At 41.2% G+C, this 24,745-nt stretch carries 19 protein-coding genes; 14 read left to right on the top strand and 5 right to left on the bottom strand.

From position 1 onward, the window contains the following. Positions 1–71: 71 nt before the first annotated feature. Positions 72–1,670, top strand: a complete 1,599-nt coding sequence (locus NIES592_RS16330) for a DUF1565 domain-containing protein (protein ID WP_073556306.1) — start codon at positions 72–74, stop codon at positions 1,668–1,670. A 335-nt stretch (positions 1,671–2,005) separates the two neighbouring features. Here the strand turns inward: NIES592_RS16330 and hpf are convergent, their stop codons facing one another. Beyond that, positions 2,006–2,665, bottom strand: a complete 660-nt coding sequence (hpf, locus tag NIES592_RS16335) for a ribosome hibernation-promoting factor, HPF/YfiA family (RefSeq protein ID WP_062245044.1) — start codon at positions 2,663–2,665, stop codon at positions 2,006–2,008. 553 nt (positions 2,666–3,218) lie between these two features. On the opposite strand from hpf, the gene lipB reads away from it, so the two are divergent. The 3 genes from lipB (at position 3,219) to NIES592_RS16345 (ending at position 6,093) form a co-directional block, all read left to right on the top strand. Beyond that, complete coding sequence (lipB, locus tag NIES592_RS16340) at positions 3,219–3,899, top strand: lipoyl(octanoyl) transferase LipB (RefSeq protein WP_073556307.1); 681 nt, start codon at positions 3,219–3,221, stop codon at positions 3,897–3,899. A 497-nt stretch (positions 3,900–4,396) separates the two neighbouring features. Continuing rightward, a complete protein-coding gene (locus tag NIES592_RS25290; protein ID WP_178379566.1) occupies positions 4,397–4,549 on the top strand; it encodes a hypothetical protein in 153 nt (50 codons plus the stop codon). Between the two features lie 287 nt (positions 4,550–4,836). Next, positions 4,837–6,093 (top strand): HhoA/HhoB/HtrA family serine endopeptidase, encoded by a 1,257-nt coding sequence (locus tag NIES592_RS16345; RefSeq protein ID WP_073556308.1) that lies wholly within the window; start codon positions 4,837–4,839, stop codon positions 6,091–6,093. A 204-nt stretch (positions 6,094–6,297) separates the two neighbouring features. On the opposite strand, the gene NIES592_RS16350 is transcribed toward NIES592_RS16345, so the two are convergent. The 3 genes from NIES592_RS16350 to NIES592_RS16360 form a co-directional block, all read right to left on the bottom strand. Further along, positions 6,298–7,731 (bottom strand): serine/threonine protein kinase, encoded by a 1,434-nt coding sequence (locus NIES592_RS16350; protein ID WP_073556309.1) that lies wholly within the window; start codon positions 7,729–7,731, stop codon positions 6,298–6,300. Positions 7,732–7,990: 259 nt separating this feature from the next. Then, positions 7,991–9,502, bottom strand: a complete 1,512-nt coding sequence (locus NIES592_RS16355; protein WP_062245029.1) for a VanZ family protein — start codon at positions 9,500–9,502, stop codon at positions 7,991–7,993. Between the two features lie 235 nt (positions 9,503–9,737). Continuing rightward, a complete protein-coding gene (locus tag NIES592_RS16360) occupies positions 9,738–10,973 on the bottom strand; it encodes an LL-diaminopimelate aminotransferase (RefSeq protein ID WP_062245025.1) in 1,236 nt (411 codons plus the stop codon). A 232-nt stretch (positions 10,974–11,205) separates the two neighbouring features. On the opposite strand from NIES592_RS16360, the gene trxB reads away from it, so the two are divergent. The 4 genes from trxB (at position 11,206) to NIES592_RS16380 (ending at position 15,398) form a co-directional block, all read left to right on the top strand. After that, on the top strand, positions 11,206–12,573 hold the full coding sequence (trxB, locus tag NIES592_RS16365) for a thioredoxin-disulfide reductase (protein WP_062250459.1): 1,368 nt from the start codon (positions 11,206–11,208) through the stop codon (positions 12,571–12,573). A 496-nt stretch (positions 12,574–13,069) separates the two neighbouring features. Further along, positions 13,070–13,966: an ABC transporter permease gene (locus NIES592_RS16370; protein WP_062245022.1), complete on the top strand. Its 897-nt coding sequence runs from the start codon at positions 13,070–13,072 to the stop codon at positions 13,964–13,966. Positions 13,967–14,096: 130 nt separating this feature from the next. After that, on the top strand, positions 14,097–14,285 hold the full coding sequence (locus NIES592_RS16375; protein ID WP_062245019.1) for a hypothetical protein: 189 nt from the start codon (positions 14,097–14,099) through the stop codon (positions 14,283–14,285). A gap of 216 nt (positions 14,286–14,501) precedes the next feature. Continuing rightward, complete coding sequence (locus tag NIES592_RS16380) at positions 14,502–15,398, top strand: ROK family protein (RefSeq protein ID WP_062245016.1); 897 nt, start codon at positions 14,502–14,504, stop codon at positions 15,396–15,398. A gap of 110 nt (positions 15,399–15,508) precedes the next feature. Here the strand turns inward: NIES592_RS16380 and NIES592_RS16385 are convergent, their stop codons facing one another. After that, the gene (locus NIES592_RS16385) at positions 15,509–17,701 is read right to left on the bottom strand and encodes a CHASE2 domain-containing protein (RefSeq protein WP_073556371.1); all 2,193 of its coding nucleotides are present in this window, start codon (positions 17,699–17,701) and stop codon (positions 15,509–15,511) included. A gap of 232 nt (positions 17,702–17,933) precedes the next feature. Between NIES592_RS16385 and NIES592_RS16390 the strand changes: the two genes are divergently transcribed. The 6 genes from NIES592_RS16390 (at position 17,934) to NIES592_RS16415 (ending at position 24,597) form a co-directional block, all read left to right on the top strand. Further along, positions 17,934–19,115: an AGE family epimerase/isomerase gene (locus NIES592_RS16390; protein ID WP_073556310.1), complete on the top strand. Its 1,182-nt coding sequence runs from the start codon at positions 17,934–17,936 to the stop codon at positions 19,113–19,115. Between the two features lie 164 nt (positions 19,116–19,279). Next, entirely contained in the window at positions 19,280–19,870 is a 591-nt protein-coding gene (locus NIES592_RS16395) for a Uma2 family endonuclease (RefSeq protein ID WP_062245010.1), read from the top strand. A 227-nt stretch (positions 19,871–20,097) separates the two neighbouring features. Next, complete coding sequence (locus tag NIES592_RS16400) at positions 20,098–21,216, top strand: phosphotransferase enzyme family protein (RefSeq protein ID WP_073556311.1); 1,119 nt, start codon at positions 20,098–20,100, stop codon at positions 21,214–21,216. Then, entirely contained in the window at positions 21,213–21,752 is a 540-nt protein-coding gene (locus NIES592_RS16405; protein WP_073556312.1) for a DOMON-like domain-containing protein, read from the top strand. The genes NIES592_RS16400 and NIES592_RS16405 overlap by 4 nt, the downstream gene beginning before the upstream one ends. 544 nt (positions 21,753–22,296) lie before the next feature. Beyond that, positions 22,297–23,970, top strand: coding sequence for a general stress protein (locus tag NIES592_RS16410; RefSeq protein ID WP_073556313.1), 1,674 nt, complete (start codon positions 22,297–22,299; stop codon positions 23,968–23,970). A 159-nt stretch (positions 23,971–24,129) separates the two neighbouring features. Next, a complete protein-coding gene (locus NIES592_RS16415; RefSeq protein ID WP_073556314.1) occupies positions 24,130–24,597 on the top strand; it encodes a BON domain-containing protein in 468 nt (155 codons plus the stop codon). The last annotated feature ends 148 nt before the right edge of the window (positions 24,598–24,745 follow it).

Consider the following 24,745-nt stretch of genomic DNA (forward strand, 5'->3'; position numbering starts at 1 on the left):
TTAAGGAATCGACTGCTACAAAGTTGAAGTGTAAGCGGTAGGATGTCAATGTCTTTTTTGACAGTATAAATATGTCTCAAATTCTTTACGTAAATTCTGTTGTTGGCAATGATAGCGCCAGTGGTTTACCACAAGCACCTTTAAAAACTATTACACAAGCCCTCAAAAAAGCTACTTCCGGTTCGCAGATCCAACTAGCAGATGGTAGTTACAATGCTGCTTCTGGGGAAGTCTTTCCTTTGTCGGTTCCGGCTGGAGTTTCAATAGTAGGTAATGAAGCTAACAAAGGCAGTAGTATTTTAATTGAAGGTAGTGGTCAGTACCTCAGTCGTACTTTTGCTGGTCAAAATGTCACATTTGTACTAGACAATGGTGCTGAACTCAAGGGTGTAACTGTGACTAATTCCGCTACCCGTGGTAGTGGTGTATGGGTAGAATCTACCAGTCCTACTATTGCCAACTGTACCTTTACAAAATGTAAGCGAGAAGGAGTGTTTGTAACTGGTGATGGGAACCCAGTAATCCGCAGTAATCAATTTATAGAAAATGCTGCTAATGGAATTGCGATCGCCAAGAATGCTAAAGGCGAGATTCAAGGTAATACATGCATCAATACGGGTTTTGGCATTGCCATTAGTGATACAGCTTCTCCCAAACTAGTAGATAACAAAATTTCTGAAAATCGTTCTGGTATTGTCATCTCTGGTAGCGCTCGTCCGATATTACGTAATAATATCTGCGAAAGAAATACCCAAGATGGCTTGACGGTAATTGCCAATGCTTTACCAGATATTGGTAGTACCAATAACCCAGGAGGTAATATCTTCCGTAGTAACGGACAATTTGATGTCCAAAATGCCAGTTCCAACAAACTTACTTCTATAGGAAATCAAATAGATCCAACAAAAATCAAGGGTTTAATTGAGTTTCTTGATAATCAAGTTCCTACCCCAACCCCAAATCCAACTCCAAATCCAATTCCTAATCCAACTCCTACCCCAGAACCACAACCTGAACCATTTCCTGATCCGATACCGACTCCATTACCAAATCCAACTCCAAATCCCACACCTACGCCTACACCTACTCCCAGCAACTTAACCGATATTAGCAATCATTGGGCAGTTGCCTTTATTCGGGAATTAGTCAAGTTACAAATCATCAAGGGTTTCCCTGACGGCACATTTAGACCAGATGCGACAATGACAAGGGCGCAGTATGCTGCATTAATAGTCAAAGCTTTTAACCCCAGCGCCAAACGCCAAGCAATCAAATTTAAAGATGTACCCCAGGACTTTTGGGCAAACAAAGTCATTCAACAAGCCTATCAAGGACAATTTCTCTCTGGTTATCCTGATAACACTTTCCGTCCTAACGATAATATCCAGCGTGTACAAGTTATCGTTTCGCTGGTGAATGGACTAGGATTAACGGCTAGTGGTAATAAAACTGTCAAACCCTACGATGATCAAACAAAAATTCCTGACTATGCCAAAGATGAGGTAATTGTTGCTAGCGAAAAACAAATTATTGTTAACTATCCCAAAGTTAAGCAACTCAACCCCACCCGCGAAGCAACACGCGCAGAGGTAGTGGCGATGGTGTATCAAGCGTTAGTTGATGCTGATCGCGTAGCGGCGATCGACTCGCCTTATATTGTGGTTGCTTAGGTTCAGACTGGAAATTTCAGGGCATTTATAGCAGTTTTCGGCGTTGCTGAATCAAGATATGAATTTACAATTCACGGATATGTAGAGACGTAGACGTAGCAATGCTACGTCTCTACAAAAATGTATACAAACATAATTCATGACCNAGATTCAGCAACGCCCCATCTCTTCCATAAATAGAATAGGGCAGACGAAACGCCTACCCCAAAATTCAATGTAATTATTCGCGGTGTGGTTGGACTACCCATTCATTAACCAATGTACCAGACGTGCCATGGCACGTCTGGTACAACAATCAATAACCAACCACTAACCACTAACCACTAACAAAAGCTTTATTTATTTACGTGCGATACCTCCGTAACGCCAGTGCTGGTATGAGCAGTTTTGCCATTTTTACCATTGGTATGATTTATATGACCATTACTGTTGCGGGGTTGAATTACACCGTAACCACCGTGGTTGCGTTCGTAAATCACGTTAATTTCGCCTGTTTCGCTGTTGCGGAACATGTAAAAATCGTGTCCCACCAGTTGCAGTTGTTCTAAAGCTTCTGTAACAGTCATTGGTGGCATGGCAAAATATTTTGTCCGAACCACTTCTTCTGGTAATTCAGGGGCGCGATTACCTATTAAATCCGTAACTACTGTCTGTTGTACTACTCCTTCAATAGTAGTTTGGGCATGAGTTTTCTTGTCATGACGCCGTTCTTTATATTTACGTAGTTGACGGGCAATTTTATCTGCTACCAAATCTATACTGGCGTACAAGTTCTCGCTACTCTCCTCGGCACGGATGACGTTTCCGTTGGCATAAATTGTGACTTCTGCCGCCTGCTTGGGATTAATTCGGGGATTGCGAGCTACGCTCAAGTGTACATCCACTTCATTTGTGATGTTTTGAAAATGACTCACCGCCTTTTCAATTTTTTGATGTACATATTCTCTAATCGCATCGGTGATTTCAATATTTTTGCCGTGGATGACAAGCTTCATGTAAACTCTCCCGCTCAAAGCTTTTGATGTGTATTTGGTTTGGAGAAGAAGATATTTCGGTTAAGGTCTATCACTGCCGCCGAAATTGGGAAATCCCTACTGTACTGCTAATGCGACTACCCTAAGCCAAATCTAGGTGAGTACTTGCTCATGCCTAGTGTTATCAATTTAGGAATCTTTGCAATAGCTCCAGCTGCAAAAAAGGCTCATGGATATTCATGCAGATATATTTAGCTTTGCTTCTCCAACACGGGCTGCATTCGCTTTTCATAGACAATAAGCGTTTTATTGTTAGTTTTATCCCTTTTTCAACAGAAAACAATTGAGTTAGAATCCATCAGCCAGTGCATTTATTCTTCTTTCTCTTGGCATGATGGTTATTGTAGAGAATTCCTCCCAATACCATTGAGGTTATATATTCAAACTAGCATCTTGTATTTTACAAAACCGCTTCCCTTTACTTTCCTTTATGATCCTTTGCATAGCTTGAGGTTTAGGAGACAATACTGTCATTTTTTATACATCATAACATGTAAATTAGTTATTTTTTGGTATGAGCCGTAGTATTCCTTCACACAACCGCCGGTGTCTACTATATGACCAAGGACTATTACCATACTTGGATGCACTAGAGTGGCAGCGATCGCTTCTTCAAGAGCGGATCAAAGACCCGAATCTAGACGATGTGTTAATCTTGCTAGAACACCCACCTGTATACACTTTGGGGCAAGGAGCAACCCCGGAATTTCTCAAATTTGACCTTGACAATCATACGTATGATGTGTATCGAGTTGAACGAGGCGGAGAGGTTACTTACCATTGTCCAGGTCAACTGGTAGGGTATCCAATTTTAAACTTGCATAGTTATCAAAAAGACTTGCATTGGTACTTGCGGCAGTTAGAAGAAGTGTTAATTCGGGCGCTGGCAGTATATGGTTTAGTAGGAGAGCGGATTTCTGGTTTCACCGGTGTTTGGGTGGAAGGACGCAAAGTTGCTGCAATTGGTATTAAAGTCAGCCGTTGGATTACCATGCATGGCTTTGCATTAAATGTTTGTCCTGACATGACAGGTTTTGAGCGAATTGTACCCTGTGGCATTGCTGATAAACCTGTGGCTAGTTTAGCCAATTGGATACCAGGTATAAGCTGTGAGCGAGTACGCCACACTTTAGCACAGTCTTTTGCACAAGTATTTGATGTCGAATTAATTAGAACGGTGCGAAAAAAACCGTAGACGCTGAGCGGCTTCAAGGGAGAGTGGTATGTAACGGAAAGTAAAGTTGCCCAAAAAGCTCTTCCCTTCTGCCTTGTCATAACGACAATTTTCACACCGACCTACTTAATTGCAGCGTTGTGGCAAGGATTTTCGTTGTCAGGAAAGCCATTGACAACCACGCGATCGCCATTGAAATACTCAAGACACCAGAATGTGATGTTCAATTAGTATCATAGACTACAAATTTAGTTGATAGTAACTGATAATGTTGGTAGTGTTATACCAACTGTAAATTTTACACCAAAATATTTTTACTAAACGCGTGATCTGTTAATGAAAAGCAGACGATTTTTTACATCCATAGGCATAGCACTCACCAGCTTGGTTTTAGCAGTTAGTACCTTCATATATCAAGAAAGAAATTTTCGTTTCTAGGGGATTATCTTGATGGCGATCGCTAGCTACAACAACTGCTGTGATTCTTAAAATGAGTAAGGCGAGCAACATCAGAATTTATGTCGTCTAAATTACGATCGCTACTCAAAAATCCAATCTCAATTGGTGTCGCTTTATATTTCTATGCTTTTATTTTGATGGTTCCTTTGCTGGTGCTCATGGTGATTTTGCACCGTTGGCTAGTAGAGCGATCGCCTGCAAACCAGAGTTGAACGATTTACTTCTTCCAAGGAAACTTAGTTCCCATTTCAGTCATGGCTGAGAAGACAAGATATACAACGAGTACACCCACGCCGATCAAGAAAAGCACAAAGTCCTGATTCATAATTATGAAGAGTAATAGTCACAATTGTTAGATTACCTAATCTTGATGCGGATGCGATCACCTATCTTCTCCCTTTTCTGGTGCAAGTTTCACATCAGCGCCATATTTCTGAAACAAAAACTTCATAAAGAGTATCTAGATTGGATATAAGCTTAAAGATACTCTGTACAAAAAATGTTACACGAACCACGTGATCGCGACAATTTATCAAATTATTCATCTAGCGATAAACCCCATTCTATTGCACCTTGGCGCAGGGCAGCTATGAATTTATCGCTAGTGTTACTCGGTTCTGGCATGACGTTTGCTGGTGGATATGTAGCTACTAACTATCAGCAGATGTCTCGCAATGCATCTAATCTAGCAGTAACTCCAGTTAATGCTGCCCCACCCTTAACAGCAACCGCAGATCCCAATTTTGTTGCAAATATTGTGCAAAAAGTTGGTCCTGCCGTAGTGCGAATTGATTCTGCTAGAACTGTAATATCCCGTATTCCACAGGAATTTAACGATCCATTTTTCCGTCGCTTTTTTGGTGGGCAAATACCATTTTCACCACAACAGCGAGTAGTACGTGGTAGTGGTTCTGGTTTTATCATCAGTAGTGACGGTCGTATCCTCACTAATGCTCATGTTGTTGATGGTGCAGATACAGTTAAAGTCACACTTAAAGATGGACGCAGCTTTGACGGTAAGGTGTTGGGTAAAGACGAGTTGACTGATGTAGCAGTGATCAAGATTGCAGCCAATAACCTACCAACCTTGGCAATGGGCAATTCTGAACAATTGCAACCCGGACAATTAGCGATCGCGATCGGTAATCCTTTGGGATTAGATAATACTGTCACCACAGGTATTATCAGCGCTACCGGACGCAATGGAAATTTGATTGGTGCTACCGATAAACGAGTAGACTATATCCAAACAGACGCAGCAATTAACCCTGGTAACTCTGGTGGCCCCTTATTAAATGATCGTGGCCAAGTAATTGGCATGAATACAGCCATTATCCAAGGCGCACAAGGAATTGGTTTTGCCATTCCCATCAACACAGCCCAACGCATCGCTGATCAACTGATTACCACAGGTAGCGCTCAACATCCTTATTTAGGTATTCAAATGATCGGGTTGACACCAGAGTTGAGAGAGAATCTGAACTCTGATCCTAACAGCAATTTGACTGTCAATGAAGATAGAGGCGTATTAGTTGTGAGAGTTATGCCCAATTCACCAGCTGCGAGAGCAGGTATACGTGCTGGTGATGTGATTCAAAAAGTCAATGGTGAAACTGTCACAGATGCTAGAAGTGTCCAAAAAGCAGTAGATAATAGCCAAATTGGTGGAAATTTACGCCTAGAATTGCGCCGTCAAGGTCAAACCATCAATTTAGCTGTACAACCTGGTGCATTCCCTACTGCTTTGAATCAATAGTAAGTTTTTGACAGTTGGGCATTTGTAGGGTGGGCATAGTGAAAAAATAACCAACTATTACCCATTACCCATTACCGACCCCAAGGGATAATATAAGTCCTCAAGCGGACATGATATCATCAAATGCTCCGCCCACAAATCAATCTTGTTGAAAATTGACCACAGATGCACACAGATGTACACAGATGGTTTATGGGTGTACATTTATTTCCCAGAACACATATTTCTTGTCCGACTCTTCCAAATCCACCCAGATTCCGGAGAACTAATCTCTATCCAACCATTTTGTTCTTTGCCTGTAACTGTGACTTTGGTTCCAGCTTTGATAACTTTTCCTGTTCTCCTGCGTCCGGATGTAGAGCGTAAATTAGATGAGCTAACAACAACAATACAACTATCTTTTTTTGGGGTTTGATTTTTATCGGTTGTTTCTTTAACTTGATTTTTTGCAACTACAGGTGCAGGCTGGGGTGGGCGACTTGTGGTAATTACACCGTAAGTAAGTAAGACGCCAGCACCAGTACCAAAAATTAATAATGGTAATTGACGAGGTTTAATCTGAAAATTGCTGCGTGACGTAAATGGATTGAGACGAGCAGTTTTTCCTAAATTCTGTGTTTGTGGTATTGTTGGTGGAATTGTGGGTGTTGATCCTGTAGATAGGCGAACTGTTGTGTTATCTGGGGGAACGTAACAAGGTTTTGCTAGTTCTTGGAGCGATCGCACCATTTTTGTTGCAGACAGGTAGCCTTGTTGCCAATAATCTTTTAATATTTGGTTGACAACAGCTGCTACAACGCTTGGTGTGTTGGGACTGCTAATCGCAGCTACTGCTTGTCGGGCATCAGTTGCTGAATGATAGCGGTATTTGTAATGTTGACGCACCATCTTTGTTAAAATAGCTGCCAAGGCGTCACTAACTTGGGCATGATGCTGCCATATTATCTCCCCAGTTGCAGGCTCTTCACCTAACTGTTTGGGATGTAAGCCCGTCAAAGCTTGAATCGCTATCATACCCAAAGCATAAATATCACTGTTAGGATATGGTCTGCCTAGTGCTTGTTCACTTGGCATGTAGCCAGGTGTGCCAATTGGAATAGTCTCATTTTTTAGCTGATCTGGTGTCATCAGTGAATACATTTTCACTTGTTTCACCGCACCAAAGTCAACTAAAACCAGCTTATTGTCAGAACTACGGCGAATTAAGTTATGGGGTTTGAGATCCTGATGGATCACCTCATGACTGTGGACAAATTCTAGAATGGGTAAAACGTCTTGCAGTAGATGAATGACTTGGCTTTCACTCCACTGTAAACCCGGTTGCAATTCCATCGATAGCGGATTACCAGGAACAAATTCTTGCACCAGGTAAAATTCTTCGTCTTCTTCAAAGTAAGCTAGCAGTCGGGGAATTTGGTCATGATTACCCAGCCTTTCCAGGGTTTCAGCTTCTCTTTTAAATAAGCGTCTAGCTGTTTCCAAAAAATCTGGATCACTAGTTGCTGGTTGGAGGTGCTTGACTACACAGGAGGGATTTCCAGGACGACGAGTATCTTCGGCTATATAGGTATGACCGAATCCACCTTGACCTAGTCTCTGAACCACCTGATAACGCCGATCTAGCAATTTGCCAATCATGCTATGGCTAAACTGTTATGCAAAATTAACAACAATAGACTTTTCTCATTATGAGTAGTTTCTTCAGGATTGATCGCAAAATTTATGTATAAAGGTCAAATATCTGATTTTCAATCAAGCCCCACGGGTACGTTTGCCTATACCTTTACACTCCCAATACGGTTCGTCAGATAATTGACCTACCAAGTAATCTTTGTAAAGACATACCATAGCACGTCTCTACACATCTAAACAACCCTTAACCTAAGGGTACTGGATTTTAAGCTACTTTTTTGATTAAAAAAGTAGCCCTGTTTCTCAGGATAAAGGCTGTAGTTGCCGTAAAAAATATACCAAGTAAAATATTTCTCAAACTAATTTCCTTACCATACACATTTACCAAAAAAGTTTCCAGCATCAAAGAAGGTAATAATATACCCAAAATTATTAACAACCTGTGAATGACGCGACTGTTTTTTACCAACAGAGAAAGAAGGGCAAGGTAAATTCCTAAAGGTATAAAATTTAAAGAATAGTAAAAGAGCTTATAGTCTATGGGAATGAAGTCTAGCAAATTTAATGAGTAGGAATTTTGTAGTTTATCTACGTATACCTGGATAATCGGACGAGAATAGGTAATGATTAGATGATGTGGTTGTTTGTCGGTAAAAATATTAGGAATGTTAAGTTGAACACTTCCAGCATTTTCCCCCGTAATTGGTGTTCTTAATCGCAAATTTAAAGCTGTTCCCTGCTGTCCTAAAGTAAAATTACGACGCAGAGAATCATGAGAAATTGACACAATTCGGGCTGGTCCAGTTTGATTTATGTCACTAGTAGCTACAGTTGTGCTGATAGTAAATTCAGAAGTGTTGGATATTCTTTTATTTAATTTTTTCACAGGATCTGCTGTTTCAAGCCAGTTACTAGAACTCAATAAAGCCCCTTTGTTTTCCTGAGTATTTACAGGCTGACCACGCCATAACAATTTGGGTAAATTACCACTCCTATCCCGATAAGAATATTGACTACTTGCATCTAATTTGTAAGCAGCTACCAGAGAATCTCCAAAATTATTAAAGTAATCTTTATCTGTAAATATCTGTGCAGCTTCAATTGCAGAAACGGCTTTATCAGTTATGTATACTTTAGAGATATATCCTTGCCAAGGTCTATCTCCTGTTGCCTCATTACCAATTACGAGTGGATAGTTGGAGTCCCAATTACTTAAATATGTTGTACTTTGCCAGAATACTAAATTCAGAGATGATAATAATATGTAACCAAGGCAAAAAGTAGCTATTCTTTGATTCACCCGTCTACTGCTATTATGCTCGATCCTTGCTAAGATGGTAGCAAAACTGCGAGAAAAAAGCCAATTAAAGCAAAGCCAACCAACAAAACCACCAATAGAATTATTAATAATATCCTCTGGAGTCGGTCTTCTCCCAGGCACAAAAACTTGCAATAATTCAACTATTGTTGATAAACTCGCACTTGCTAATATAACTGTTAAAATTTCCAGTCTTAATTGTGTTCTGTATTTTTGTAAAAGACTAGTACAAAAAAAACCTAGAGGTATAAATAATAAAATATTGTTGACTGTATCTTGAAAAGAAGTAGTATTACTAAAACTATTAATTAGTTCTTCTAAAGAAAAAGAATCTGGAAATGAAAAATTAAAAGGATAAAGTGTCGCTAACAGTACTACTAATACACTTATAGCGACAAGCCCGTAATCTTTGAGCAGACCTAATAAATGAGCGTGATAAATAGTTTGACATTTCTTCATAATCACTCATTTTACTTAATGCTACTTCTGAAGACGGTCTAACTAAAGACGTAGTTTTGCTCATTTTTGTTCATCTACTCCAAATATGTCACCTATTGCGGCAAGGAAACTCACCTGAATTCGACAAGCCCACAGCATCATTTATTTGTGGGGTGGTACGCAGCAAAGCTTTGCTGCGTGTTAGGCTGACACACCCATACCCCCTATGTTTCTTGAGAAACGAATGAAGTGGAACTTATGCAGAAAAGCGGGTTGTAATCCGCTTCATCGCCTCTTCCACATTCTCCCGACTGTTAAACGCGGAAATTCGGAAATAACCTTCACCTGCTGCACCAAAGCCAGATCCTGGTGTACCCACAACATTGCAACTATGCAGCAATTTGTCGAAAAAGTCCCAACTAGAAAGACCATTGGGCGTTTTCACCCAGACATAAGGTGCATTTACGCCACCATAGACAGCTAATCCTGCTGCTGTCAGTTGCTCGCGAATGATGTTAGCGTTTTCCAGGTAAAAACTAATCAGGGCTTTGGTTTGCGCTTGCCCTTCTTGGGAATAAACTGCCTCAGCTCCCCGTTGTACAATGTAGGACACACCATTAAACTTAGTAGACTGGCGGCGGTTCCAGAGTTTCCAAAGTTCCACATCGGAACCATCAGCAGCTTTAGCAGTAAGGTTTTTGGGTACCACAGTCAATGCACACCGCGTACCGGTAAATCCAGCATTTTTGGAAAAAGAACGGAATTCGATCGCACAATCTCTTGCTCCCTCAATTTCATAGATGGAGTGGGGAATTTCTGGATCAGTAATATAGGCTTCGTAAGCAGCATCAAAGAAAATGATCGAGCCATGATCCTTTGCATAGTCTACCCAGGCTTTGAGATGTTCTTTAGTAGCGACTGCACCGGTGGGATTATTTGGGAAGCAGAGGTAAATTAAATCGACTTTCTGTGAGGGGATAGTAGCGGTGAAGTTATTTTCTGCTGTAATTGGCAGATAAACTAAACCTTCATACTCACCTTTATCGTTAGAGTTACCTGTATTTCCCGCCATGACATTAGTATCTACGTATACCGGATACACAGGGTCGGTAACGGCAATGGTATTATTTTTGCCAAATATTTCGAGAATATTGCCTGTATCACACTTAGATCCATCAGACACAAAGATTTCCGATGCATCAATTTCGCACCCCCGCGCTTGGAAGTCGTGTGTAGCTATTTTTTCTCGTAGCCAAGCGTAACCTTGTTCCGGGCCATAGCCCTTGAAAGTGGCGCGATCGCCCATTTCTTCTACAGCTTTAATCATCGCAGTGCGGCAAGCTTCTGGCAATGGTTCGGTGACGTCACCAATACCCAACCTGATAATTTTGGCATCTGGGTGAGCTTCTGCAAAAGCGTTGACACGGCGTGCAATTTCAGGAAACAGATAACCAGCTTTCAGCTTGAGGTAGTTGTCGTTAATCGTTGCCATAGTTGGGAATTTTTATAAATGCTCTAAATAAACCAGCTTACTGCTATGTGCGATATCTTGGTTGAGTTGCGATCGCCAATATAACGTAATTAGTCAGACAATTTTGGATTGATCCCACGGATAAATCTGCTTTCTTGGGAATCGGGTAATCGAATAACAACTAACCGCTAACCAAAATATTTGTTATGATGAATTATACGTAGTCGTTATGAGTTTGTTTATCTTAGCCATCATGACTAACCCAAATGTAGAAAACGTGGTAATCATAGGTTCTGGTCCAGCAGGCTACACAGCTGCTATTTACGCGGGACGCGCCAACCTAAAACCAATTGTATTTGAGGGCTTCCAAGCTGGGGGTTTGCCTGGTGGACAGTTGATGACAACAACGGAAGTAGAAAACTTTCCTGGCTTTCCCAAAGGGATTACTGGGCCAGAACTGATGGATTTGATGAAAGCTCAAGCGGAACGTTGGGGCGCTGAGCTATATACAGAAGACGTAATTGAAGTAGATTTAAAACAGCGTCCATTTACAGTCCGCTCCACAGAACGGGAATTTAAAACCCATAGTTTAATTATTGCCACAGGTGCAACAGCAAAACGGCTAGGACTACCTTGTGAAGAGCAATTTTGGAGTCGGGGTATTTCTGCTTGTGCGATTTGCGATGGTGCTACACCAATTTTCCATGGGGCGGAATTGGCTGTGGTAGGTGGTGGCGACTCAGCAGCGGAAGAAGCTATTTACCTAACCAAATATGGCTCCAAAGTAAATCTGCTGGTACGTTCCGATAAAATGCGGGCTTCTAAAGCCATGCAAGACCGAGTTTTGAGTAATCCCAAAATCCATATTCACTGGAACACCGAACCTGTAGACGTGTTTGGTAACGGTCACATGGAAGGGGTGAGAATTCGCAATAATAAGACTGGGGAAGAAAGTGAACTGCACGTTAAAGGACTATTCTACGCCATTGGTCACACTCCCAACACCTCCTTATTTAAAGGACAAATAGAACTCGATGAGGTAGGTTACATTGTCACCAAACCTGGTTCACCAGAAACAAGTGTAGAAGGTGTTTTTGCTGCTGGTGACGTGCAGGATCATGAATATCGCCAAGCAATCACCGCAGCAGGTAGTGGTTGTATGGCAGCGATGTTAGCAGAACGGTGGTTATCTGCCAATGGTTTAATTCAGGAGTTTCATCAAGTCTCACAAACTCCAGATAATGAATTAGAGCCTCAGCCAACTTCTAACCGTACTCCCACCGACGATGAATTTGATTTAAATGCAACACGTCATGAGGGAAGTTATGCTCTGCGGAAGCTTTTCCACGAAAGCGATCGCTTGCTGGTTGTCAAATACGTCGCTCCTGGTTGCGGCCCTTGTCACACCCTCAAACCCATACTTAATAAAGTAGTAGATGAATTTGACGGTAAAATTCACTTTGTGGAAATTGATATCGACAAAGACCGAGAAATTGCGGAAAATGCGGGCATTACCGGAACTCCCACAGTTCAGTTTTTTAGGAATAAGGAACTGTTAAAAGAAGTCAAGGGCGTGAAGCAAAAGAGCGAGTACCGCCAGTTGATTGAAAGTTATTTGTAGCTGTAAACTCTGACAAAAAGAGATATTGGGTGATTACGAACACCGATAAACACCGATAAACACAGATAAACCATCGGTGTGCATCTGTGTGCATCTGTGTTCGCTTTCCCAAAACTACTGGACTACTGGTTAAAAATCTTAGCCACAACAAAAATTAATATGATTACGAACACCGATAAACACCGATAAACACAGATAAATCATCGGTGTGCATCTGTGTGCATCTGTGTTCGCTTTCCCAAAACTACTGGACTACTGGTTAAAAATCTTAGCCACAACAAAAATTAATATGATTACGAACACCGATAAACACCGATAAACACAGATAAATCATCGGTGTGCATCTGTGTTCGATTACATAAAACATAAATGAAGGTGCGTTACACTTCATTAATGCACCCCACTTTATGCTTGACAAAACAACACTCAAACCCCAACACTCATAACTCAAAATCTGAATTATATAGACGCATCATAGTGCGTCTTTCCCAAACCTATGACTGTTGTAAAAACTCAACTGCCAAGATTTTTAAATTTTGCTAAAAGTCCTAACCTCTCCCAAAAATTAATGGTTGTGGGTTTAGTGATTACTATCTTATTCATATTTTTAGCGTTATTTGCTCCTGTATTTCAGGCTTGGGGATGGCTACAAGACCCCACAGATTTTTTGAGTAACCCCATTCATAGCCCACCGTCAGCCAAGCATTGGTTTGGTACTAGTCGTCTTGGCTATGATGTCTTCTCGCGGACAATATTTGGCATCCAAGCAGCGTTGCAAGTAGTTCTGCTAGCAACAGCCCTCAGTATGATTGTGGGTGTACCTTTGGGAATGGTGAGTGGCTATGTTGGCGGTAAATTAGATAAAACTTTGCTGTTTTTGATGGATAGTATCTACACCTTACCAGGTTTATTGCTTTCGGTAACACTGGCGTTTGTAGTGGGACGGGGAATATTGAATGCTGCGATCGCCATTAGTATTGCCTACATTCCTCAATATTACCGTGTTGTCCGTAATCATACGGTAAGTGTGAAAACAGAAGTATATATTGAAGCAGCCCAAGCGATCGGTGCTAATACCTGGCAAGTTCTTTCTCGCTATCTCTTTTTTAACGTCATTCAAAGTGTACCCGTCCTATTTACCCTCAACGCCGCCGATGCAATTTTGGTGTTAGGTGGTTTGGGATTTTTAGGTTTAGGATTACCCGAAGAAGTACCAGAATGGGGACGCGACTTAAAGCAAGCTTTGGAAGCCCTACCCACAGGCATTTGGTGGACCACCCTCTTCCCTGGCTTAAGTTTAACATTGATGGTTGTAGGGTTATCACTAGTGGGTGAAGGGTTAAACGAATTTGTCAATCCGCGTTTACGGAAAGACAATGGAATCCGGAAATAGTAATTGGTTGTTTGTTGTTTGTTGTTTGTTGTTTGTTGTTTGTTCCAACCAACAAGCAACTATCAACCAAGAACACTATATTTGATTTGCTATTCTGGATATTTGTTGTAGTTTTTAGGGAGAGATTTGTGTGAACGATAAACTTTCTTTAGTTGCTGCCACAGCTGGCGGTTTTATGCTTTCGGTTGCTTTAGCTGGTATTTTACGAGGCGCGCCAGTTACATCTTGGCAGGTGCAAGCAAATGTGGGTTCAACTCCAGTGATGTATGTAACTCGAACTACACCATATGCAAGTGAAATAATTCAAAAACATAAATAAGTCGGCACAAATAAAGCTAACTAGTTGGGGTCGTCATTTGTCCTCTGTCATTGGTAGTTTTAGGCATGTTTACTTTTTGTAACTCGTGTTATATTTATCCCCGTCGACTTACTTAGAAGCACAGATAGCCGTTGGTTGTTGTTCGTTGATTGTTGTTTGGACAACTAACCATTAACCACTAACCACTAACTACTAACCACTAACCAAAAAAGTGTAGTGACACCAGAAGTAATTGGTATTGACTTGGGGGGAACGGCAATTAAGCTGGGACGGTTTAGATCTGATGGCACTTGCCTAAAATCCTTAACTGTAGCAACTCCCCAACCAGCAACCCCAGAAGCAGTTATAGCAACAATGGTAGATGCGATCGCCCAATTAGATCCACTGAGCGAGGCTGTTGCGATTGGTGTTGGTACTCCTGGTCCTGCGGATGCAACTAGGCGCATTGCCAAATTCGCTATTAACCTGCCAGGATGGGTTAATGTCCCCCTTGCGGACGCTTTAGAAGCGAAAGTTGGCAAACCAACGATTCTCGATAATGATGCCAATTGTGCAGGTTTAGGAGAAGCTTGGTTAGGAACAGGTCGCCAGTTTCAAAATTTCATTTTATTAACTTTGGGGACTGGCGTTGGTGGGGCAATTTTTATTAATAATAAATTATTTGTTGGACATTACGGCGCTGCTGGGGAGTTGGGTTTAATCACATTTAACCCAGATGGGCCCATGTGTAACAGTGGTAATAAGGGTTCGTTAGAACAGCATGTTTCAATTACAGCAATTCGTCGCCGCACTGGAAAAGAACCATCAGAATTAAGCGTGTTGGCACAATCTGGAGACGCCGCCGCCTTAAAATTTTGGCAAGAATACGGTAGAGACTTAGGTATTGGTTTAACAAGTTTAATTTACGTACTGACACCACAAGCGATTATTATTGGTGGGGGTGTTAGTGCTAGCGCTGAGTTTTTTTTACCAGCTGCCAAAGCAGAAATTGAAAAACGAGTCTTACCCACATCTCGCGTGGATTTACAAATCTTGCCAGCCGCATTAGGAAACTCTGCGGGAATGCTGGGTGCAGCGAGGTTAGCGTGGGGGATGGTGGAGAGGGGGAGATGAGGAGTGTGAGGAGTGTGAGGAGTGTGGGGAGTGTGGGGAGTGGGGATTGGGCATGGGGAATTGGGTATTGGAGATAACTAACAATCAACCACTAATAACCACCAACCAACTTATTCAATTTTTTGCAAATCTTGTAGCACTTCAGCAGCAGATTGATAGCGATCGCTAAAGTGATAACGCACCATTTTATCCAAAATTTCTGCTAATTTATTACTAATTTTTACTCCATAACGCCATTCGACAGTACCAGTTTCTGGATGAGGATGAAGTTCGTGCGGTGGTATCCCGGTAATTGCTTGAATGGCAATCATTCCCAAAGCATAAATATCACTGGATAACCGAGGATGACCAGCAAATTGTTCTGGTGGTGCGTAACCACGTGTGCCAATGGCTACTGTGGCTAATTCCGTTTGTTCGCTAGATTGTGGTTGCATCATCTTCACTGCACCAAAATCAATTAGCACCAAGCGATTATCTGTATCGCATCTAATAATATTACTTGGTTTGATATCGCGATGAATTACACGATGTTCATGAACAAATGCTAATACTTCTAATATCCCTTTGAGCATTTCGATGACTTCAGATTCAGTTTTGATATTGTGATGTGGTGGTAATTCCTCACTAAGTGCATGTCCCGAAATATATTCTTGTACTAAATAGAATTCGTTGCTCTCTTCAAAATATGCTAACAATTCTGGAACTTGATTATGCTTACCTAAAACTTCTAAAATTTCTGCTTCTGCATCAAATAATCTTCTGGCAACTTGCATAAATCTTGTATCTCGTCGGGCTGGCATTAGTTGTTTGACAACACAAATAGGATTACCAGGGCGTTGGTTATCTTTTGCTAAATAAGTACAACCAAATCCACCCGAACCAAGTACTTTATTAATTTGATAACGCCCACCTAAAATAAAGTCACCAGTGGCTTTTTCTGTATTATCAACTGTTGCTCCATAATGAACGTGTTTGTCATAAATACGTGTAGTTTCTTTTAAGAGTGTATTTAATTGTTCTATGGCTTCTTTTTGTTTTTCAACTTGTAAAACAATTATTTTTGTTTGTTGTTGAGTTTGGTAAGTACTGTAAGCCATAACACTAACACCACTCAACACCAAAGTCACAGCAGGAGGTATAACTGGCAACCACGCTCCCTGTAAAAATAGTAAATAGCAAACACCCACCAAGCTACCCAAGGACACACTACCAGCCAAACCTAGACGTAGGGGATATCGCAACTGCCATGCTAAAACACCTCCCACTATCGACCATCCCCATACCCAAACAGCTTCAGCCCAGTTTGGTAAGTACCAAATTAGATGGCGATCGCTCAATACTGTACTGATAATCTGACTCGCCACCTGTGCATGAATATAAACAGGTGCTATCCTTTGCGGATACTTAGATGAACCACTGTAGGGTGTATAAAAGCCTGGATGAACACTACGGGCAGTAGTACCAATAATGACGAGACGGTCTTTAATCCAATTGGCATCTACTTTGCCCTCTAAAACTTCTGTGAGAGTGACTTGTTTAGCAAACCCAGAAGGATCACGGTAATTTAGTAGAATTTGATAACCTGCTGCATCTATATTTTCATAACCACCTGCATCTTCTGATAAACGCGGAAATAGATTTTTACCTATATAAAAATGGTTTAGATCCGTGAAATGAGATTTAATGCCTTGTCTTTCTAGGTAATGAATTGCTAATAAAGCAGCGAAGGAAAATTTTGTTTGACATTTTTTGTCATTGGAAGCAGCAAATAACAAACTGCGACGGACAATCACATCTTCATCGTCAGAAATTACATCACTAAAGCCGACTTGGTCAATGGGGAAATTTGGTGGTGGGGGAATTTCTGGGCTGCCCATACTGCTAAAGGTGCAGTAAGTGATCACATTATCTAGATTTTGCAGACCAGCCCCTAAATTTTTTTGTTTGGAACGATCAATACTTAAACCAATAACCCGTGGTTGATAAGACTGGATTTTGATTAATAGCCGATTGATGATCTCATCTGGTAGGGAAAAATCTTGTGACCCCAAATCCTCTTCAGTGATAGTAACTAATAACAGATGAGGATCTGGTGGTTCAGCAGGACGTAGCCTGATCATTTGGTCGTAAGCGGCTAATTCCCAAGTTTGCAACCATTTCAGATGCCGAACTCCTAGCACTAAAATAGTAACTCCTACACTGGTGATCAAAACAGTTTGCAGCCAGCTGCGGCTGCTATTGTCCTGAGGGAGTCTATCTTTTGTCGCAAAAGCGGTGCGGAGTTTCCTAAATAATGTAATCACGGCTTGGTGGCGATCGCCCAAATGTGGTAGATGGTGCAAACAGGGAATGAGAAATTATCCCAAGTATTTATCAATGTAGCAATTAGTGGGTGGTTAGCGATTGTTGGTTATTTAACACTTCACAGTCGTTGTACGTGATTTCGCAAATTCTCTTCATCGTTAACTTGTAGCCCATCCATAGGAAGGCGATAATTGTCACTGTTGGTTTTGGCACACAAGGGGAAGAAATACTATGGGGTACAACTTGAACGCGCTAGCAGAACTTTACAAAAACACTCTCCTTGGCGATGTACTTCCTTTTTGGGAAAAACATTCTTTGGACTGGGAGTACGGCGGTTATTTTACCTGTCTGGATCGTGAGGGCAAAGTTTACGATCCAGACAAATTTATCTGGTTGCAAAACCGCCAAGTATGGACTTTTTCGATGCTTTGTAATCAGCTAGAAAAACGCGAAAATTGGTTAAATATTGCTCGCAACGGTGCTAATTTTCTCGCCCAACATGGTAGAGATGCCAGTGGTAACTGGTACTTTGCACTTACTCGGGCAGGTGAACCACTAGTGCAGCCCTATAATATCTTTTCTGATTGCTTTGCGGCAATGGCATTTAGTCAATATGCCCTCGCTAGCGGTGAAGATTGGGCAAAAGATGTGGCAATCCAAGCTTACAATAACGTTTTGCGGCGGAAAGATCATCCCAAAGGTAAATATACCAAAACCTATCCCGGCACACGCCCGATGAAATCTTTAGCTGTGCCAATGATTTTAGCTAACCTAACTTTAGAAATGGAATGGTTGCTATCTAGTGAAATTCTGGAAAATGTTTTAGCTGCAACTGTTCAGGAAGTGATGACTGATTTTTTAGATCAAGAAAAGGGACTAATGTACGAAAGTGTTGCTCCCGATGGATCACATATTGATTGTTTTGAGGGACGGTTAATTAATCCCGGTCATGGTATTGAAGCGATGTGGTTTATTATGGACATTGCCCGTCGCCAAAATGATACTAAAACTATTAATCAAGCTGTTGATGTGGTGTTAAATATTCTCAATTTTGCTTGGGACGATGAATATGGTGGTTTGTATTATTTTATGGATGCAGACGGTCATCCTCCACAACAACTGGAATGGGATCAAAAGCTGTGGTGGGTGCATTTAGAATCATTGGTTGCGTTGGTAATGGGTTATCGTTTGACGGGGCGGAAAGCATGTTGGCAATGGTATCAAAAAGTACATGATTACGCTTGGTCGCACTTTGCCGATCCTGAATTCGGTGAGTGGTTTGGTTATCTCAATCGTCGTGGGGAAGTGCTATTGAACCTTAAAGGTGGCAAGTGGAAGGGATGTTTTCATGTGCCACGTGCTATGTATCTTTGTTGGCAGCAGTTTGAGGCGTTGAGTTCGCAGTCAGTTTAGCGAGGAGTATTCTTTAAACGCACCAGGTAGCAGAGGTTTACGCAAAGGGGCGCAGAGTGTTAATCAGAGTTACTTGGTTTTGTGTTTTCAAATAATTGGGATGTTCCCGTTTTGCCTGTGTTGAGAAGCTATAGTAAAAACAGATTTATCCGATGGGTATCCTTATGAATGTTGTTACACCGAAGCGATTCACAATTGACGAATATCATCGGTTGATTGAACTTGGATTTCTGAGGGAGGAGGATCGCATTGAGTTAATTCGAGGAGAATTGATCCAAATGACTGCAAAGGGAAGACTACACACAGTTTGTAATTCTATTTTGTGCCGTCAACTAGATCGAATTTTAGGCGATCGCGCTGTCATTCGTGGACAAGATCCAATTACACTACCAAATCAAAGTGAACCAGAACCAGATGTCGTGATTGCACGCGGAAAAGATGAGGATTATCTGGCTCATCATCCTTACCCCAAAGATATTTTTTTGGTTGTCGAAATTTCAGATTCTACACTGATATATGACCAAACAAAGAAGTTAGAACTATACGCAGAAGCCGGAATTTCTAATTATTGGATTGTGGATTTAAATACTCGTCAATTAGAGCGTTACAAAGAGCCTTATCAAAATATTCAAGGTCAGTTTAATTATCTCAGCAAGCAAATTTCTCTGGCGAATGAGTCTGTGCCTATTCCTGGGTTTGAAGATGTGTTATTGGATTTGAGTCGGATTTTTCCAATGGGTGATGTTGTTGAGTAACTATTTAGACATTGCTGTTTCTGATTTTGACTGCTTCATGAAATCGGTATTTGGCTGACATTTCTCCTCACACACTTATAACCTGATTTTAAATCAGTAGCATATCGTAAGAAGTCCTTGACTATTCTTAAGGATATTAACGCTTTATTTATCAAACCTGGTGTGACACTTGCGCTAATATATCCCCTATTGCCTTTGTGCAATTATGTGGGGAGTTGTGCAAGAATATGACCGAGTATCTCAAAACACAGAACACAGACAATCTTGTTAATATCGCTGATCAATTCACTCTTCAGGGAAAGGTTACAACTGTTCAGTCATTTGGAAGTGGTAATATAAATGACACTTTTCTGGTTACACTAGATTCTCCAGAGGAAAAGCATTTTGTCCTGCAACGCATTAATACACAGGTATTTCGTCAGCCACAGTTGATTATGCAGAACATGTGTACTTTCACTGAACATGTTTGCATGAGGTTACAGCATAGCCCCTTAAACCGTCGCTGGGAAGTGCCGCGTGTACTGTTGACTAAGGATGGTCAAGACTATTGCAGAGATACTGAAGGTTCGTTCTGGCGGGCAATTAGTTTTATTGCAGACTCGGAATCTTTTGACACGATGCAAAACATGCAACAAGCCAAAGAAATTGGCTATGCCTTGGGGATGTTCCACAATCTGATCAGCGACTTGCCCCCAGAAAGACTTGCCGACACCCTCGAAGGCTTTCATATTACGCCACTTTATCTTCAGCAATACAACGAAGTTTTAGCAAAAACTAGCCCCTGTCAATCCCCAGAGGTCAATTATTGCTTGCAGTTTGTGAGCGATCGCCAAAATTTTGCCCATATTCTGGAAAATGCCAAAGCTACAGGCAAACTACCTTTGCGTTTAATGCACGGCGATCCCAAAATTAATAACGTCATGTTTGATACTATTACTAACCAAGCTGTGAGTGTCATAGACCTCGATACTGTTAAGCCTGGTTTGGTACATTACGACATTGGCGATTGTTTGCGATCTGGGTGTAATCCTGCTGGAGAAGAGACAGAAGAATGGGAGAGCGTTTATTTTGATACTGATATATGCCAGACAATTTTACAGGGTTATCTTTCTGTTGCCCAAGCATTTCTAACCGAAAATGACTATATATATATGTACGACGCCATCCGTCTGATTGCCTTTGAATTAGGGCTGCGATTCTTTGCTGATTATCTAGCTGGAAATGTCTATTTCAAAGTCAAGTACCCAGAACACAACTTGGTGAGGGCGCTTGTCCAGTTTAAGTTAACCGAGAGTATTGAATCTCAGGAAGCAAATATTCGCAAAATTATTCGAGACGTGAAATGAATCAGCAAAAATTTTCCCTGCAACCTTTCCCTACTGACAAATCACTGCCTAATTTAAAAATTACAGGTAATATTGCGCGATCTGGTAATCAACTCAATCTCTGCTACACACTTTCTGGTGATTTAGAAGAAATTGCGATCGCCCCACTATCATATACACCTCAACGCAAGCATGAACTTTGGGAAGACACCTGCTTTGAGTTCTTCTTAGGCATCAAAGATTCAGATCGATATTGGGAATTCAACCTTTCCCCGGCTGGACACTGGAATATTTATCGTTTTGATGGGTATCGTCAAGGTATGCAAGAGGAAACAGCTTTTACAAGCCTACCGTTTATTGTTCAGCATCAATCAGATACTTTGGTGCTTGCTTTAGATATGGATTTGAGTGGTATCGTCTCAGAAGAACCAGCCCTTGAAGTTGCAATTACCACTGTAATCAAACACAGAGATGGTGAAGTGAGTTATTGGGCGTTGATTCATCAGGGGAAAAAAGCTGATTTTCACCTACGAGATAGTTTTATGATTGAGTTGTAAATTAGAGAAATCATACTTTACAATAAATTATTTTGTGTTGAGTAGTACGAGAGATTTTCATCATTGAGTTGGTAGATGAGTGCGCTCGACAATGGCAGTTAGATCATTATATTGTATTCAAGTGAAATTAATATAATAATTAGGCGATTTACACCAAAATTTTTATATTCAAACTTGCTTTCAAATTGCTGCTATCACAATCTATTTTTAGATATTACCTACTGATAGTAGTATTCCTAAATGATTCATGAAAAATAAGATCCCCGACTTCTTAAAAAAGTCGCGGATCTGGCTTTCTCAATATTTACAACTCCTAGACGGATTTATAAATAAGGATGTTTCATATCATAAAAAGTTTATTAGTACTATTTTAAATACAAATAATATATACCTATTTCTTTGGATGTAGATGTGACTTATTCCAAAGTATATATGTCAAATTATTCCAAGTGATTGATGAATTATTAAACAATAAAAAGCTTAATAAAGTTACAAGCCCTAATTCACATTTAAAAATAAATAATTTTTTTGGTGGTAACTAAATATGGTTGTAGGTATACATAGACGTGCTGTAGGGGTGTTTTCTCACCGTCGTGATGCAGAAGCAGCCTTGCATGAATTGAGAGATGCTGGCTTTGCGATGGACAGAGTATCTGTCGTAGTGCGTGATGCTGATCGCAACGATCAGATTGCCGGTGCTGAAGTAACAGAGAAGGTTGGTAATAAAGCTGATGAAGGAGCAACCGCTGGAGCTGTTTCTGGTGGTGTTTTAGGTGGACTGACTGGTTTATTAGTTGGGCTTGGTACTTTGGCAATTCCAGGAATTGGTCCAATTATGCTGGCTGGAGCAGCTGCAACTACCTTAGCTACAACTCTAGCTGGGGCTGGGATTGGTGCAGTCGCAGGTGGTTTGCTTGGGGCTTTGATTGGTTTGGGAATTCCCGAAGAACGAGCCAGAGTTTATAATGAACGAGTAGGGCGAGGACATTACTTAGTCATTATAGATGGCACTGATGACGAAATTGCTAGAGCAGAAGCAATTCTCCGGCGTCGGGGGATTGAAGAGTTTGAGGTCTATGACATACCTGTTGGCACAGCAAATTATACTGCTACCCCTAGTCGGGATTTAGGTGTAACTCACAAACAGGCCATTGGTTATTTCTCACGTCTGGAAGATGCAGAAGCAGCAATTAACGATTTGCGGGCTGCGGGTTTCCCCTTGAGTCAAATTTCTTTGATTCACAGAGATTGGTCACGACGCGATCGCTTTGCTGGTGTAACTTTACGCGATCGCTTTGACGATGCCATTCACAACCTGAAATTGAGACTTCCAGATCATCGCGCTCGTTTCTACAACGAACGTTTCCATAACGGCGATTATGTGGTAGTCGTAAGTGGTACTGACGCAGATATCCAACATGCTGCTGCGATTCTCAATCGTCACGGAATTCAACAGTGGGAGATTTTTGAACCTACAGCAACAGATTATGTTGCGACTCCTAGACGAGAGGTAGTTTCTACGCCAGTTTCTGGTTACGGTGCAACACCTTTGCACAGAAATAGAAGAGCGATTGGCGTATTTGCTCATCGCCGAGATGCAGAAGCAGCCCTCATGGAACTGAGAGACTCTGGATTCCCCATGAACCAAGTATCTGTGATCGCAAAGGATAGCGGCGATCGCCTTCCTGGCGTCAACACAGGTGCAACCACAAATGTAGCTGCAAAAACAAAGGCTGATGAAGGTGCAAAAGCTGGAGCAGCCACAGGCGGAGTGTTAGGTGGTCTCGGAGGTTTACTAGTTGGTCTAGGAGCCTTAGCCATTCCGGGAGTAGGCCCCGTAATTGCAGGTGGTGCTTTAGCAACAGCTTTGGCTACAACTGTTGCAGGTGGCGCGATTGGCGCTGCGGCTGGGGGTTTAACAGGTGGACTAATTGGCTTAGGAATACCTGAAAACCGGGCGCGATTGTATAGCGATCGCTTCAACAGAGGTGACTATTTGGTAATGATAGATGGCACTGATGAGCAAATCCATCGTGCAGAAGCAATTTTGAAGCGTCGAGGAATTGCAGACTTTGACATCTTTGATGCTACTGATATAGACCGTATGCATCACGCAGCACCAGTTACCGATACTAGTCAGACTAGTTACTCACCAGAATTAAGAGTGGAGGAACCTAAGGTCATTATTGTTGACCGTCGGGACGAAACATTTAAGTAAAAGGAACTAAGGAAATAGGAAATTGGGCAGAACAATTAGTAATTAAGAATCGAGAATGAAGTTTTTTCTGTTATTTTCTATTTCCTACTTTTGAAATTTACTCTTTGCACTTAAATATTTTGTTTTTCATGTCTTGTATTACTATTAAAAATTAAACAAATGAACAAGCTAACTTTCTTCTTAATCAGTGGTCTTTTAATATTTACTGCTGCTTGTAATAATGGTGCTAGAACAAGCCAGACTGCACCTGTGAATACTGAAGTAGTACAAACACAAACACCAGAACCCGAAGAAACTCAAGAAGCTCAAGAAGATGCTCAAAGTGAACTTCGCAGAAGACAACTAAATCAGGATATTCGCGCTCGTGAACAGCGAAACCATATCTTTAATGAAGGTAGCGCTCAAAACAGAAATCCAGACAACATTGCTAGTGAAGTTCGCTCTAAGTTAGAGGCAAATATTCCCAGAGGTAGTTTAACAGTTGAAGCTGATGAGGGTGGTGTTGTGACCGTTTCAGGAACAGTGACTAATCAACAAGAGCTAGCTAAAATTGAACGTTTAGCTAAGGAAATCAAAGGTGTAACAGCTGTGAATGTTAAAGCTACAGTTGCCAAACCACAAACCTAAAGCAGTTAATAGCTACGTCAAGTAAAAAATAATATTTGCTAAATCATTCCTTGTTAGTTGAGTGTTGATGGTCAAGTAGAAAATCATTTTTCTATTTGACCATTTTTACATATCATGCCCATTTAAGAATTGATCATATCATGTCCGG

Origin of the sequence: Fischerella major NIES-592 (assembly GCF_001904645.1) — a bacterium.
GTDB classification, from domain to species: domain Bacteria; phylum Cyanobacteriota; class Cyanobacteriia; order Cyanobacteriales; family Nostocaceae; genus Fischerella; species Fischerella thermalis.